Raw genomic sequence first — 14,297 nt, forward strand, 5'->3', positions numbered from 1 at the left:
CCTGGGATGACGCTCCGGCGTCAGCGGCGTACCGGATCCTTCGTCCCGGAGTCGACGGTGACCTCGTCGAAGGCGGGCGCTCCGTCCACCGCGTCGGCCGCCACGGCGACCGAGCGGGCGGTGTCCGGCAGGTCCAGGCTGGACCGCAGCGTGACCGGCTTGAGCAGCAGTGCGGCGATGATGCCGACCACCGCGATGGCCGCCGAGATGAGGAAGATGTGCCCGGTGGCGTCGCCGTACGCGGCGCGGACGATGTGCTGCACCGGCGCCGGCAGGGCGGCCAGGTTCAGGCTGCTGCTGCCTCCCCCACCGGAGGTGGGGAACCCGGCGGCGGCGAGGTCGTGCGTGATCCGGTCGGTGACCCGGCGGGCCAGCACGGCGCCGAGCACGGAGACGCCGATGGTGCCGCCGAGGGAGCGGAAGAACGCGACGCTGGAGCTGGCCGCGCCGATGTCCTTGAGCGCGACGGTGTTCTGCACCGCGAGCACGAGGTTCTGCATGGTCATGCCGACGCCGACCCCGACGACGAACATGGCCGCGCCGACCAGGACCAGCGACGTCTCGTGGTCGATGGTGCCGAGTAGGGCGAACCCGGCGACCAGGATGATCGATCCGGCGACGATGTACGGCTTGATCTTCCCGGTGGCGGTGATCAGGCGGCCGGCGACGATCGACGACAGCAGCACACCGGCCATCATCGGGATGGTGAGCAGACCCGCCTCGGTGGGGCTGTAGCCGCGGCCGATCTGGAAGTACTGGCCGAGGAAGACGGCGCCGCCGAACATGGCCATGCCGACCGCGAGGCTGCCGAGGATGGCCAGGGCGGTGGTGCGCTCGCGGATGATGCCCAGCGGGACGACCGGCTCGGCCGCCCGGGACTCGACCCGGACAGCCAGGGCGAGCAGGAGCAGCGAGCCGCCGACCATCGCCGCGGTCTGCCAGGAGAGCCAGGCGAAGGAGTTGTCGACGAAGGAGATCCAGATCAGCAGCACGCTGACGCCGGCCGCGATCAGGGTCGCGCCCAGGTAGTCGATTTTGACATTCTCCCGGCGCACGGTGGGCAGGTTCAGGGTGACCTGCAGCAGGATCAGCGCCACCACGGCGACCGGTACGCCGACGAAGAAGCACCAGCGCCAGCCGAGCCACGAGGTGTCGACGATGAGGCCGCCGAGCAGCGGGCCGCCGACCGTGGCCAGGGCCATGACACCGCCGAGGTAGCCGTTGTAGCGGCCGCGCTCCCGCGGCGAGATCATGGCCGCGATGGCGACCTGGACCAGCGCCTGCAGTCCGCCGACGCCGATTCCCTGGAACGCGCGGGCGGCGATGAGCTGACCGGCGCTCTGGGCGAACCCGGCGACCACCGAGCCGACCAGGAAGACCACGATGGCGACCTGGATCAGGAGCTTCTTGTTGAACAGGTCGGCCAGCTTGCCCCAGATCGGGGTGGTCGCCGTCGCCGTGAGCAGGGTGGCGGTGACCACCCAGGTGTACTGCATCTGCGAGCCGTTCAGGGCTCCGATGATCTTCGGCAGGGCGGTCGAGACCACCGTGCCGCTGAGCATCGCGACGAAGAGCACCAGCAGCAGGCCGCTGAGTGCTTCGAGCGTCCGGCGCCGGCCCATGGGCGCGGCTTCGGCCGTTGCGGTGGTTGCGCTCATCGCGCGTCCTCCAGGTTGTCGTGGTGTGCGAGGGCGACCTCGAGGTCGCGGATGAACCGGCCGAGCGCGGCGGCCAGCGCCGCCACCTCGCCGGGGGTCCAGTCGACGAGCGCCCGGGCGAGCACGAGGCCGTACCAGTCCTGGGTGTCGGTCAGGGCGGCCCGGCCCGCCTCGGTGAGAGTGAGGTGGCTGGCCCGCCGGTCGGACGGGTCGGCGTGCCGCGCCACCAGGCCGTCCGCCACGAGGGCGGCGACGGCCCGGCTGACCGTGGACGGATCGAGCCGGGTGCGGTCGGCCAGTTCCCGGGCGTGGCAGCCGGCGGCGCAGCGGTCGATGTGCCGGAGCATGCCGAACAGCCCGGGCGGGACGGCCGGCCGGTGGTGGGCGCGACGCTGTTTGAGCAGCCGTACGCCGGTCAGCAGGTCGTACAGCCGTGTGCCGAGTTCGCGGGTGGCGGTGTCCACGATCGTCCTCCAGGCCAGCGTTGGTTGCCCCAAGCAATCATCAACGAATCTTGCGCACTGCGCAACTTTGCTCATTGAGAAACGGATCACGTATGCTGGTGGCATGCGGGAGACGACCGGGCTGCGGGAACGCAAGAAGGCGGCCACCCTCCTGGCCTTGCACGAGGCGGCCCTGCGCCTCGCCGCCGAGCAGGGACCGGAGCGGATCACCGTCGAGGCCATCGCCGACGCCGCCAACGTCTCCCGCCGGACCTTCTCCAACTACTTCTCCAGCAAGGAGGAGGCCCTCTTCCACGGCGACACCCTGCGGCTGCGCCGGATGCTCGACCTGCTCCACGACCGGCCCGCCGACGAGCCGCCGTGGACCGCGCTGTGCCAGGCCGCCCTGCACCTGGCCGCCGAGGTGTACGACGACCTCGCCATGTCCTGGCTGACCCGACGCCGCCGGCTGCACGGTCACCCGGGGCTGCTCGCACACCAGGTCGCCGCCTACACCGCGATCGAACGGGAGCTGGCCGGCGAACTCGCCCGCCGCCTCACCGGGCCGGACGCGGCGCTGCGCGCCCGAATCCTGGCCGCGACCTTCCTGGCCACGCTGCGCATCGCCGTCCAGCACTGGATCGAACACCCCGACCGCCCACTGGTCGACACCCTCCGGGCCGCGCTCACCGCGGGTGCAGAATGGCGGGGATGGCCCGACCACGCGTGACCAGGGCGGCGAGAGCCGTCGGCCTGGCCGCGTCCGGGACGGCCCTCATCCTCACCGTGGCCTCCCCGCTCGGACCGGCCACCGCCACCGGATCCCCCACCAGCACCGTCGTCGCGCTCGGCGACTCGGTGCCCGCCGGCGCGGCGTGCGGCTGCATTCCCTTCCCCGACCTGTACGCGCGGATGATCACGCCTGCCACCACCTCGGTGAACCTCGCGCTCGGCGGGTCCACCTCGGCGGACCTGGACGGGCAGCTCCGGTCGTCCGCCGCCCGCCATGCGCTGCGGCAGGTCGACGCGGTACTGATCATGTCCGGCGCCAACGACATGGTGCCGCTGGTCGAGGACCGCTCCGGCGAGGCGGCGTACCGGGCCACCGCCGAGCAGGTGGGCGAGAACGTGGCAGCCGCGGTCGCCGCGCTACGCGACCTGCACGGCGGGCCGCTGCCGGTGCTGGTGCTGGTGCTCGGCTACTGGAACGTCAGCCGGGACGGGCAGGCCGCCCGGGACAGCACCGACCCGGACGGACTGGCCGAGGCGGACGCAGCCACCGCGTACGTGAATGACGCGCTGCGGGCAGCGGCGCGGCGCAGCGGGGCGATCTACGTGGCGACGTACCCGGCGTTTCGCGGGCCGACCGGGGAGGCCGACCCGACCGACCTGCTCGCCGACGACGGCGACCACCCCAACGCCCGCGGGCACGAGTTGATCGCCCGCGCCGCGTACGCGTCGTCCGAGCGCGCCCTGCGGGCCGCGCCGCGCTGACTGTCGGAGGGGCCGGTTACGGTCGGTTCCGTGGTCACCGTCGACGACGTCCGCGCCCTCGCCCGGACGCTCCCCCGCACCACCGAGCACCTGATCCACGACCGGATCAAGTTCCGGGTCGGCCGGATCGTCTACGTCGCCTTCTCCCGCGACGAGCGGACCATGGGCTTCGGCTACCCGAAGGAGCAGCGGGACGGCCTGATCGCCGCCGAGCCGGAGCTGTTCTTCCTCCCCCGCCCCTCGGACCTGCGGTTCCACTGGGTGTGCTGCCACCTCGACCGCCTCGACCACGAGCAGATGACCGAGCTCGTCACCGAGGCTTGGCGGATGGTGGTGCCGAAGTTCCTCGCCCGCGAGCGGCTGGGCAGTTGAGCCCGTGGTCCGTGGGATGCTGTCAGTCGAAGTCGAAAATGCTGTGCCGGTCATAGAAGTGCAACACGTACCGGCAACGACGACAGATCATCAAGGTCATGCGATGGCTGGTGACCCCCACCTACTGTCCTGACGTGCCGTCTCCTGCTGGAACTCGGTGCCTCGACAGAGCGGGCACGAAAGCTGGGGCTCGATCATGACGCGAGTGTAGGGACCCACCGCCAGCGAACCGCCCTCCTGGACGTCAGGGCTGGCGTCGTTGGATGACACGCCGCTCGGCTTCGCGTGCACCGGCCCCGGGTGCCTGACGCTTGGACGGTGACAGAACCAGTTCGCGGACCAGGAAGGTCAACGCCGTTCGGAATGGAGCGCGATCCTTCGCGGGTCGTCGCGCTCAGCGATGCGGTCATCGCCATCGCCGTCACGCTGCTCGTCCTGGAGATCCGCCCGCCGCAGGACACCCGGCATCTGATCCACGGCCTCGCCTCGCTCTGGCCGTCCTACCTGGCTTACGTCGTCACCTTCATGTTGATCGGGCAGGTGTGGGCCAATCATCACGTCATGTTCGACCAGATCCGTACCGCCGACCGGGTGGTGCTGTTCCTGAACACCGTGCTGCTGATGGACATTGCGTTCCTGCCGTTCGCCGCCGCCGTGCTGGCCGACGCGTTCCGTGACGGACATGGGCAGCGCGTCGCCGTCGTCTTCCACGGGTTCGCGTTCGAACTGGCAGCCATCCTTTTCAACGCCATCTGGGAGTACGCACGTCGTCACCACCGGCTGCTCGTGGCTACCCTCGATTCCGCCGGCGCAAGAGCCATCAGCCGGCGCTTCCGGCTCGCCCTTACCTGGATCGCCGTCGGAACCCTGCTGGGCGCCCTGCTTCCCCCTCTTGGCGTGGCGGTGATCGCCGCATTCATTCCCTTCTACTGGCTGCCCATCCGGGGGGGAGATCGCCAGGGCGAAGCCTCGGCGCGACGGAGACCGTCGGGCGTGACCGCGGATGGCCCAGACAGCAGCAGGGACAGCGCGCGACCGGTTCCCCCAGCCGCTGAGATGGTGGTTAGTCAACCGCAGGTCGGGTACGCGTTCGACCGGACCTGGTCGACCACCTATCCCGGAGGACCAACTGTGTTACGTGAGTATCGCAAGAACCCCGACGCAGTTTCTCGGCTCTCGCCGGAGCAATACCGAGTCACCCAGGAGTCCCTGACAGAACCAGCCTTCGACAACGCCTACTGGGACAACAAGGAGCCGGGCATCTACGTCGACATCGTGTCCGGTGAACCCCTGTTCGCTTCGATCAACAAATACGACAGCGGTACCGGCTGGCCGACTTTCACCAGGCCGATCGAACGGGAGAACGTGGTTGAAATCCCGGACTCGAGCCTCGGAATGGTCCGCACCGAGGTCCGGTCGGCGCACGGCGACAGTCACCTGGGCCATGTGTTTGACGATGGTCCACCAGAGGCGGGCGGGCTGCGTTACTGCATGAACTCGGCGGCACTTCGGTTCATTCGGCACGAGGACCTCGAGAAGGAAGGCTACGGCGAGTACCGCAGGTTGTTCGACCACTAGACGGGGAGCGACAATGACCGACAAGACTGAGAAGGCCGTCCTGGCCGGCGGCTGCTTCTGGGGAATGCAAGACCTCATCCGCAAGCGCGCCGGCGTGGTCACCACCCGGGTCGGATACACCGGTGGTGACGTGCCGAACGCGACCTACCAGAACCACGGTTCCCACGCCGAGGCCATCGAGATCGTTTTCGACCCCGATAAACTGTCCTACAGAGAGCTGCTCGAGTTCTTCTTCCAGGTTCACGACCCCACCACGAAGAATCGTCAAGGCAACGATGTAGGAACCAGCTACCGGTCGGCCATCTTCTACGAGGACGACCAGCAACGGCAGGTAGCGGAAGAGACGATCGCCGACGTCGACGCCTCCGGTCTGTGGCCCGGCAAGGTGGTCACGGAGGTGAGCGCCGCCGGGCCCTTCTGGGAAGCTGAACCTGAACACCAGGACTACCTGGAACGGTATCCCGCGGGTTACACGTGTCACTACGTCCGGCCGGACTGGAAGCTTCCCCATTCCAAGGCGAAGGCCAGTTAGTATCCCGGCCCGATCTCGCCTCACCAATACTGCCGGCGCCCGGGCGTCGAGCTTGCACCGTCACGCCCGCCCGAGTTGTTGACCTGCGGGCCCGACTGAGGGCGAATCCGCCCCGCGCCCGGTCCGGCGCTGGGAGACTCGTCCGGTGGATGGCGAGGGGCGGCGCGGGAAGCTGGGGCCGGCCGTTCCGATCGCGCCGGCCGCCCGGGTGGACAAGTTCGAGGTCTTCTTCGACCTCGTCTTCGTCGTGTCGTTCTTCATCATCACCCGGGCCACCGCCGCCAACGTGACCGGGCGGGAGCTGCTGCACGCGATGCTGGTGCTCGCCGTGCTCTGGTGGTGCTGGATCATGCACAGCGTGGTCGCCAGCCGGCTGCGGCTCGGCGAGGGCTTCGTCCCGGTGCTGATGGTGGTCGGCATGACGGCGCTGTTCACGTTCGCGCTGGCCCTGCCGCAGACCTTCGGCGGTCTACACGAAGGCGCCGCCGGACCCATCCTGGTCACGGTCAGCTACGTGGTGATCCGGGCCGTGCACATCGCGCTGTACGCGCACGCCACCAGGGGCCGTCCGGAGGCCCGCCGCAAGCTGTACGAGTTCGTCCCCGAGGTCGTGATCACGACGGCGTTGCTGCTGGTCGCGGCTCTGCTCCCGCCGGCGGTCGAGAATCAGGACCTCGGGCTGTGGCTGCGGGACGGGCTGTGGATCGCGGTCGTCCTCGTGCAGTACGGCAGCAGCCTGGTGACCGGCACGGCGGGTTGGGAGATCACCTCCGCCGAGCACTGGACGGAGCGCTACGACCTGATCCTCATCATCGCGCTGGGCGAGTCGGTGATCTCGGTCGGCGTCGGCGGCAACCTGCTCGGCAAGCCGGTGACCTGGCCCGCCATCCCAGCGGCCATGTTCGGCATCCTGTTCACGGCGGCGCTGTGGTGGGCGCACTTCGACATGATCGGTCCGGCCGCCCGGATCGCGCTGCACGCCGCCCAGAACGGCCCACGGGTGGCGATGGCCCGCGACGCGTACGCCTTCCTCTACCTGCCCATGATCGCCGGCATCATCCTGTTCGCCATCGGTGCCGAGGAGTTGGTCCGCATGACCACCGACCCGACGGGCGGAGTGGGCGAGCGGGCGCAGGGGCCGGCCGTACCGTTGCTCTTCGGCGGCGTGATGCTCTACCTGGCCGCGGACCTGGCGTTCCAGTGGCGCACGCTGCGCACCGTGACGTGGACCCGGATCGGTGTGCTCGTGGCACTGGCGGTCGGGCTGCCCGTCGCCCGCTACCTGGCCGCGCTGGCGGCGCTGGGCCTGCTCACCGCCATCTGCGTGGCGCTGGTGGCGACCGAACTGATGGTGCTGGCGGATTCCCGGCACGCGCTGCGCCGGGCGGTGTTCGAGGAGAAGGTCACCCACGAGGCCAACGAGGCCGCCTTCCGCGCCCGCTGGCACGACGACGGCCAGGAGAGCCCGGCGGAGTAGTCTCCCGCGACGACCGCCCGTCCGTGTGGCGGGACGCCCCGACCCGTAGAGTCTCCGCGTGATCGAGATCGACACCGACGTCGAGCTGTTCCATCCCTGCGGTCTTGTCTGGCGGGCACTGACCGATCGGACGTTGCTCGCGAAGTGGTTCGCCGAGGCCACGCCGGCACCGGAGCGGCTGGTGCTGCGCACGGCGGAGCTGCCCGGTTTCGACGCCGACCTCGAGGTGGAGGTGCTCGAGTCGCGGACACCGGAGCGGCTCGTACTGCGCTGCCGGGAGGGTGAGCAGCGGACCGGGGTGACCGTCACCCTGTTGCCCACCGCCCACGGCTGCCGGCTGTCCGTGCACGAGGCGCTGGAGCAGGGCGACTGGGACGCCGCACAGCGTGATCGCCGCGAGGAGCACCACCAGCAGGCGCTGGCCGTACGACTGCCGGCGATCCTGGACTGGCTGGCGTTCCAGCAGATCGACCTGCGGCGCGCCGAGGCCGGGCTGACCGCCGAGCTGCCGATCGTCGGAATGCGGGCGCGGTCCGGACGGCGACGGGCCGTGCTGATCGGCGCGCTGACGTTCGTGGTCCTGGCCGGCGGGGTGACCGCGTGGGCGGCGCGCCCGGAGCCGACGATGGCCGACCCGCTGCCGGAGTCGGCGCCGCTGGTGATGCCGAGCGCCAGGAACAGCACGATCCGCGCCACCCCGTCACGCGCCACGCCGGCCGCCAGCCGCAGCAGCGCCAGGCCGAACCCGACTCCGACCGCGTCGCCGACCCCGACATCGAGCCCCAGCCCGTCACCGGCGGGCGCGCTGACCGCCCGCTACGAAACCGTCTCCGACCGGATCTTCGGCTACCGGGGCCAGGTGGTGGTCACCAACCCCGGCAACGCCGAGAAGCCGGGCTGGACAGTGACGGTGACCCTGGCCTCGGGCGCCACCGTCAGCAGCGTCAACGGCGCCGGGTGGAAGCAGGCCGGGAACGTGGTCACCTTCACCGGCGCGGCCCTGCCGGCCGGGGAGTCGGCGACCGTCCGGTTCGACGTGCGCGACCCGGACGTACGCGCCAAGGCCCCCGACGCCTGCACCGTCGACGGCAACCCCTGCGCCGGGCTGTAGCCCGGGGGGGTCCGGCGGACATGGTGGCGGGACACCTGGCGCTGCCGGGTGCCGGCGGCCCGGACGGTCCGCCGGCACCAGACGGATCAGCGGGTGCGCAGCCAGACGGCGGTGTCCGGCGGCAGCCGGTCGTCGTCGAGCGGCCCGCTGGCCAGCAGCAGCCGGTCGTGGTCGGGCAGCGGCACAGCCGCGCCGGAGAGGTTCACCAGGCAGGTGAAGCGGGGGTCGCGGCCGAAGGCGAGCACCCGGTCGGGGGCGGGCAGCCAGGTCAGCGGGCCGTCGCCGAGGGCCGGTTCGCTCCGGCGGATGGCGATGGCCGTCCGGTAGAGCTCCAGCATCGAGAGCGGGTCGCCGGTCTGGGCGCGGACCGTGCGGTCCTTCCAGTCGGTCGGCTGGGGCAGCCAGGGTGCGGCCGTCACCCCGTCCGGAATGAACCCGAACGGCGGGGCGTCGCCGGTCCACGGCAGCGGCACCCGGCAGCCGTCCCGCCCCGGGTTGACCCGCCCCGAGCGTTCCCACATCGGGTCCTGGCGCAGCTCGTACGGAATGTCCTCGACTTCCCAGAGCCCGAGTTCCTCGCCCTGGTAGACGTAGGCGGCCCCGGGCAGCGCGAGGGAGAGCAGCGCGGCGGCCCGGGCCCGGCGGGTGCCGAGCTCCAGGTCGGTGGGGACGCCCTCGCGCTTGGCGGCGAAGCTGAACGTGGTGTCCGTCCGGCCGTAGCGGGTGACGTGCCGGGTGACGTCGTGGTTGGAGAGCACCCAGGTGGCCGGCGCGCCGACCGGCGCGTGCGCGTTCAGCGTCCCGTCGATGCTCTCGCGCAGCGCGGAGGCGTCCCAGGCGCAGCCGAGGAAGTCGAAGTTGAACGCCGCGTGCAGCTCGTCCGGGCGCAGGTAGTTGGCGAACCGCTGCCGGTCCGGCAGCCACACCTCACCGATCAGCGCCCGGTCGCCGGGGTACTCGTCGGCGATCCGCCGCCAGTCGCGATAGATGTCGTGCACCCCGTCGAGGTCGCGGAAGGGGTGCGGCCGGCCCGGCAGGGTCTCGGGCAGCATCCCGTCCTTGACCAGCAGCCCGGCCGAGTCGATCCGGATGCCGTCCACCCCCCGGTCGAACCAGAACCGCAGGATGTCCTCGAACTCGGCCCGCACCCGAGGGTGGTCCCAGTTGAAGTCGGGCTGCTCAGGGGCGAACAGGTGCAGGTACCAGTCGCCCGGGGTGCCGTCCGGGTTGATGGTCCGGGTCCAGGTCTGGCCGCCGAACTCGCCGACCCAGTCGGTGGGCCGCTGGTCGCCGTTCGGCCCGTGGCCGGGGCGGAACCAGAACAGATCCCGCTCGGGCGCGTCCGGTCCGCCGGCGAGTGCCGCCTGGAACCAGGGGTGCGCGTCAGAGCAGTGGTTCGGCACCACGTCGACGATCGTCCGGATGCCGAGGGCGTGTGCCTCCGCGATCAGCGCCTCCGCCTCGGCCCGGGTGCCGAAGACCGGGTCGATGTCGCGGTAGTCGGCCACGTCGTAGCCGGCGTCGGCCATCGGGGAGGGGTACCAGGGGCTGAACCAGATCGCGTCGATGCCGAGCGCGGCCAGGTAATTCAGCCGGGACCTGATGCCGCCGATGTCGCCGATGCCGTCGCCACTGCCGTCGGCGAAGCTACGCGGGTACACCTGGTAGATCACCGCTGCACGCCACCACGGACCACTGTCTGCTGCGGACACGAGCACCTGCTTTCTGCGTCGGTACGTCGGCGGGCTCGCCGGACCTGAATGTGTCGGGCTGACGGTCGTTGTTCGCCGCGGAAGGTCTCGCTGGTGGCGCGCCGGCGCGGTCCGCCCCTCATCGCGCCCGCCCGAAGGCTGCGATGGTCAACGCCAGCCTCTTAGGGCTATCCCTTCAGGCTGCCAGTGGTCAGGCCGGACATGATGTTCCGCTGGAAGATCAGAAAGATGATGACGGTCGGGATCGCGGCGATGACCGAGGCGGCGATCACCACGTTCATGGGCGTACCGCCGGAGAAGGCGTAGATGCCGACGCTGACCGTCCGGGTCTCCGGCGACGGCATGACCAGCTTCGGCCAGAGGAAGTCCTTCCAGACCGCCGTTACGGCGAAGATCGAAACTACGCCGAGGATGGGGCGCGACATCGGCAGGATGATCGACCAGAGCGTGCGTAGCGGGGTCGCCCCGTCCACGAGGGCCGCCGCCATCAGGTCCTCCGGGATCGAGTCGAAGAACCGTTTCAGCAGGAAGATGTTGAACGCGTTCGCGACCAGGGGCAGCCAGATCGCGAACGGCGAGTCGAGCAGGTTGAGGTGCAGGATCGGCAGATCGATCACGGTCACGTACTGCGGGACGATGAGGACCATCGCCGGGATCATCAGCGTCGCCAGCATCAGGCCGAGGATCACGTTGCCGAAGATCGGTCGAAGCTTCGACAGGGAGTACGCCGCGGCGGTATCGAAGACGAGTTGGAACAGCACCGCGCCGGTCGCGTAGTAGAACGTGTTGAACAGCAGTTTGGCGAGGTTCAGGTTGGTCCACGCGTCGACGTAGTTCTGCACCTCGGGATCCTTCGGATACAGCGACGGCGGGGTCTGCGCGATCTCCTGGCCGGACTTGAGCGCGCCGGTGACCATCCAGTAGAGCGGCCCGATGAAGACGAGCGTGAACCCCACGACGACAACGGCGAGCAGCGTCCAGTAGATCGCCCTGCCGCGCCCCCGCTTGAGCTGGGCAGGGGAGATGAGGGTGCGGGTCCCTGAGTCCGGTGCCATGGGTCGTCCGTCCTAGTCCTGTTTCGCGGTCAGCCGCACGTAGACGGCGGAGAAGCCGGCCAGCACCACGAGCATGATCACGCCGAGCGCCGCGGCGCCGTTCAGGTCGTTCTGGAAGAATCCGTGCTGGTAGATGAGGTACGCGACCGAGGTCGCCGAGTCCTCCGTACCCGCGCCGTTGGCGAGGATCAGCGGCTCGATGAAGAGTTGCATGGTGGCGACGATCTGCAGCATCGCCAGGAGCGCGAGGATCAGCCTGGTCTGCGGGATGGTCACGTGCACGATCCGCCGCCAGATCCCGGCGCCGTCGAGTTCGGCCGCTTCGTAGAGTTCGCCGGGGATGTTCTGCAGCGCCGCCAGATAGATCAGTACCGCGCTGCCCATGTTCATCCAGGTCGACGCGAGCACCATCGCCGGCATCGTCATCTCGGGTGACTGCATCCACTCCGACGTCGGCAGGTGCAGGGTCTTGAGGATCGCGTTGAAGAGTCCCGCCTCGCTCGGGTCGTACGCGTAGAACTTGAAGAGGAAGAGGGCCGAGGCGGGCGGCAGCATCACCGGCAGGTAGACCAGAATCCGCAGGTACCCCTTGGCGTGGCGGAACTCGTTGAGCAGGATCGCCACGAAGAACGGCACCGCGTACCCGAGGACGAGCGCGAGAACCGTGAAGTAGAACGTGTTCTTCCAGGCGGTCCAGAAGCTGGGCTCGCCGATGATGCGGACGTAGTTGTCCCAGCCCACCCAGGTGGTCTCGCCCCGCCGGGTGCGCTGGAAGCTCATGACGATGCCGCGGATCATCGGGTACCAGGAGAAGAAGGCGAAGCAGAGCACCGCCCCGAACAGGAATGCGTGCCCGGTGAGGCTGTCCCGTACCTTGCGGCCGAGGCTGGTACGCCGGGGCCCTACCGGATACGGCCGCGCGGGGCGACCCGGTTTTCTGGTGGCACCCGGGGCGGTGGTGATCGCCAAGGCAACTCCTGCGGAAATCGGTGACCGGACGGTGCGGTGCGGAGGGTGGGGGCCGGTTGCGCCGGCCCCCACCCCATCGGCTCAGCTTCCGGCGGCCAGGAGCTGGTTGACCTTGCCCTCAGCCGTCTTGAGCAGCGCGTCGATGTTCGCGTTCGGGTTCGTCAGCACCGCGGACATCGCCGCGTCGAGCACCGCGTAGATCGCCTGCGCGTTCTTCGGCTCACCCTTGATCGCGACCGGGGTCGCCTCGAAGAGCGCGAAGTTCGCGGTGTCGACGTTCGCGTTCGCCTTGCGCAGCTCCAGCTCCTTCTTCTGCGCGTCGCTGCCGTTGGCGAACAGGAGCGGCTGGGGCAGGCCCACCGGGTAGTTCTGCGGCTTGGCCCGGACGTAGTCGAACTGGCCCTTGCCCGGGGTCAGCTTCTGGTACGCGACCCACTTCAGGCCGGCCTTGACCTGCTCGGGGGTGAGGCCCTTCTTGAAGAAGTAGCCCTCGCCACCGCCGAGCGTCCCCTTCGCCGGGCCGTCCTGGCCGGGCAGCGGGGCCATCGCCCAGTCCTGGAACTTGCCCCGGAACTGGCTGACGATCGCCTGGGTGGCGTCCGGCGCGCCGATGAACATGCCGACCTTGCCGGCGCCGGCGTTGGTCAGCAGGTCACCCCACTGCAGCAGCTGGCGGGAGCCCATGCTGTTGTCGCCGTAGCGCATGTCCTTGATGTTCTGCAGGACCTGCTTGCCCATCGGGTTGTTGAAGTCGGCCTTCTTGCCGTCCGCGGAGAGGATCTGGCCGCCCTGGGAGTAGAGCAGGGAGGTGAAGTGCCAGCCGCCGGTGTTGCCGGCGCTGTACTCCGAGTAGCCGGCGATGCCGTTGCCGAGCGCGGAGATCTTCTTGGCGGCCTCCCGGACCTCTGCCCAGGTCTTCGGCGGGTTGTTCACGTCGAGCCCGGCCTGCTGGAAGAGGACCTTGTTGTAGACCAGGCCCATCGAGTAGTTCTTCACCGGGACGGCGTAGAGCTTGCCGTTGTCGGTGAAGACCTCCTTGAGCGCCGGGTCGACGCTCTCCCAGGTGGCGATGGTGTCCTTGTTGACGTACTGGGTGACGTCCATCGCCTGACCGGAGTCGAGCACCTGCTGGAGATCGGTCATGTAGCCGTAGAACACGTCCGTCATGGTGCCGCCGGCCAGGCGGGCGGTGAAGTCCGGCGGGTTGTTGCACTGCTCGCCGACGCTGACGCTCTTGATGACGATGTTCGAGTTCTGCCGCTGGAACTCGGCGACGTCGTCGTTCCAGTTCTTCAACAGCTCTTTCTGGGCGCCGACCGGCTGGCAGTCGACGGTGATGGTGACCTTGCCGCTGGCATCGCTCTTCGCGTCGTCGCTCTTCGTGGAGCAAGCCGCAAGGCTGAGCCCCAGGCCGGCCACGAGCGCTAGCGCCGCAGCTTTCCGGTACTGCGGTACGGACATCTGTCCATCCCTTCGGGAACGGGTGTCTCCATGGCCTTCGCTGATCTGCGGTGATCGCCACCGCAGGGATGCCCTGCTGTTGATCTGCATCCGCCACGCGACCTGCCCCCTGTCGCTGCACCGGGGCCAGGTGTGAGTGGGGTCACTGTAGCGAGGCGAACTGGATCCAGCAAGGTTCCGACCGTCCGCTGAAAGGATGCGACTGTAAGTCGTCAGATGTAGACAGGATCATGCACCTTCGCGGGCGTACGGCTTTCGCCCCTGTTGATGCCGATACTCACCGACCCGGTGGGCTGCCGGCCGGCGCTGCTCGGCGCCGGCAACGACGAAAGGGCCGCCGACCGCGAGCAGCGGTCGACGGCCGGAGCGTTGTTCGGCGGCCAGGGAGGCGGTCCGGGCCGGATGGTCAGCAGTGTTCGGCGCGATGGTCAGCGG

The 14,297-nt window shown here is 69.5% G+C and carries 13 protein-coding genes; 7 read left to right on the plus strand and 6 right to left on the minus strand.

Going from position 1 to position 14,297, the window contains the following annotated elements:
- Window positions 1-20 precede the first annotated feature (20 nt).
- Together ACFYOS_RS10760 and ACFYOS_RS10765 are read right to left on the minus strand one after the other, a co-directional pair.
- Entirely contained in the window at window positions 21-1,658 is a 1,638-nt protein-coding gene (locus tag ACFYOS_RS10760) for an MDR family MFS transporter (RefSeq protein WP_387138308.1), read from the minus strand.
- Window positions 1,655-2,122 (minus strand): MarR family winged helix-turn-helix transcriptional regulator, encoded by a 468-nt coding sequence (locus ACFYOS_RS10765; RefSeq protein WP_387138311.1) that lies wholly within the window; start codon window positions 2,120-2,122, stop codon window positions 1,655-1,657. The genes ACFYOS_RS10760 and ACFYOS_RS10765 overlap by 4 nt, the downstream gene beginning before the upstream one ends.
- 103 nt (window positions 2,123-2,225) lie before the next feature.
- Here ACFYOS_RS10765 and ACFYOS_RS10770 point away from each other — a divergent pair, with 103 nt between their 5' ends.
- The 7 genes from ACFYOS_RS10770 to ACFYOS_RS10800 all read left to right on the plus strand — a co-directional run bounded on the left by ACFYOS_RS10770 (window position 2,226) and on the right by ACFYOS_RS10800 (window position 8,665).
- Window positions 2,226-2,831 (plus strand): TetR/AcrR family transcriptional regulator, encoded by a 606-nt coding sequence (locus ACFYOS_RS10770; RefSeq protein WP_387138313.1) that lies wholly within the window; start codon window positions 2,226-2,228, stop codon window positions 2,829-2,831.
- Window positions 2,813-3,595: an SGNH/GDSL hydrolase family protein gene (locus ACFYOS_RS10775; protein WP_387138316.1), complete on the plus strand. Its 783-nt coding sequence runs from the start codon at window positions 2,813-2,815 to the stop codon at window positions 3,593-3,595. Before ACFYOS_RS10770 ends, ACFYOS_RS10775 begins: the two co-directional genes overlap by 19 nt.
- Before the next feature lie 30 nt (window positions 3,596-3,625).
- The gene (locus tag ACFYOS_RS10780; RefSeq protein WP_387138319.1) at window positions 3,626-3,967 is read left to right on the plus strand and encodes an MmcQ/YjbR family DNA-binding protein; all 342 of its coding nucleotides are present in this window, start codon (window positions 3,626-3,628) and stop codon (window positions 3,965-3,967) included.
- Between the two features lie 363 nt (window positions 3,968-4,330).
- On the plus strand, window positions 4,331-5,545 hold the full coding sequence (gene msrB / locus ACFYOS_RS10785) for a peptide-methionine (R)-S-oxide reductase MsrB (RefSeq protein ID WP_387138322.1): 1,215 nt from the start codon (window positions 4,331-4,333) through the stop codon (window positions 5,543-5,545).
- Between the two features lie 13 nt (window positions 5,546-5,558).
- Complete coding sequence (gene msrA / locus ACFYOS_RS10790; RefSeq protein WP_387138325.1) at window positions 5,559-6,077, plus strand: peptide-methionine (S)-S-oxide reductase MsrA; 519 nt, start codon at window positions 5,559-5,561, stop codon at window positions 6,075-6,077.
- A 145-nt stretch (window positions 6,078-6,222) separates the two neighbouring features.
- The gene (locus ACFYOS_RS10795) at window positions 6,223-7,554 is read left to right on the plus strand and encodes a low temperature requirement protein A (RefSeq protein WP_387138327.1); all 1,332 of its coding nucleotides are present in this window, start codon (window positions 6,223-6,225) and stop codon (window positions 7,552-7,554) included.
- 58 nt (window positions 7,555-7,612) lie between these two features.
- A complete protein-coding gene (locus ACFYOS_RS10800) occupies window positions 7,613-8,665 on the plus strand; it encodes an SRPBCC domain-containing protein (protein ID WP_387138330.1) in 1,053 nt (350 codons plus the stop codon).
- An 86-nt stretch (window positions 8,666-8,751) separates the two neighbouring features.
- On the opposite strand, the gene ACFYOS_RS10805 is transcribed toward ACFYOS_RS10800, so the two are convergent.
- From ACFYOS_RS10805 to ACFYOS_RS10820, 4 genes are all read right to left on the minus strand, one after another.
- Window positions 8,752-10,338, minus strand: a complete 1,587-nt coding sequence (locus tag ACFYOS_RS10805) for a glycoside hydrolase family 13 protein (RefSeq protein ID WP_387138333.1) — start codon at window positions 10,336-10,338, stop codon at window positions 8,752-8,754.
- A gap of 206 nt (window positions 10,339-10,544) precedes the next feature.
- Window positions 10,545-11,432, minus strand: coding sequence for a carbohydrate ABC transporter permease (locus ACFYOS_RS10810; RefSeq protein ID WP_387138335.1), 888 nt, complete (start codon window positions 11,430-11,432; stop codon window positions 10,545-10,547).
- A 12-nt stretch (window positions 11,433-11,444) separates the two neighbouring features.
- The gene (locus ACFYOS_RS10815; protein ID WP_387138338.1) at window positions 11,445-12,401 is read right to left on the minus strand and encodes a carbohydrate ABC transporter permease; all 957 of its coding nucleotides are present in this window, start codon (window positions 12,399-12,401) and stop codon (window positions 11,445-11,447) included.
- Window positions 12,402-12,482: 81 nt separating this feature from the next.
- A complete protein-coding gene (locus ACFYOS_RS10820; RefSeq protein ID WP_387138341.1) occupies window positions 12,483-13,862 on the minus strand; it encodes an ABC transporter substrate-binding protein in 1,380 nt (459 codons plus the stop codon).
- Window positions 13,863-14,297: the final 435 nt, after the last annotated feature.

The organism is Micromonospora sp. NPDC005806 (assembly GCF_042871425.1).
Classification (GTDB): domain Bacteria; phylum Actinomycetota; class Actinomycetes; order Mycobacteriales; family Micromonosporaceae; genus Micromonospora.

What these genes read in the sequence shown, in the direction of transcription:
- ACFYOS_RS10820 (WP_387138341.1), bottom strand. Translation starts at nt 13,862, where the DNA reads ATGTCCGTACCGCAGTACCGGAAAGCTGCGGCGCTAGCGCTCGTGGCC.
- ACFYOS_RS10770 (WP_387138313.1), top strand. Translation starts at nt 2,226, where the DNA reads ATGCGGGAGACGACCGGGCTGCGGGAACGCAAGAAGGCGGCCACCCTC.
- ACFYOS_RS10810 (WP_387138335.1), bottom strand. Translation starts at nt 11,432, where the DNA reads ATGGCACCGGACTCAGGGACCCGCACCCTCATCTCCCCTGCCCAGCTC.
- msrB (WP_387138322.1), top strand. Translation starts at nt 4,331, where the DNA reads ATGGAGCGCGATCCTTCGCGGGTCGTCGCGCTCAGCGATGCGGTCATC.
- ACFYOS_RS10775 (WP_387138316.1), top strand. Translation starts at nt 2,813, where the DNA reads ATGGCCCGACCACGCGTGACCAGGGCGGCGAGAGCCGTCGGCCTGGCC.
- msrA (WP_387138325.1), top strand. Translation starts at nt 5,559, where the DNA reads ATGACCGACAAGACTGAGAAGGCCGTCCTGGCCGGCGGCTGCTTCTGG.
- ACFYOS_RS10760 (WP_387138308.1), bottom strand. Translation starts at nt 1,658, where the DNA reads ATGAGCGCAACCACCGCAACGGCCGAAGCCGCGCCCATGGGCCGGCGC.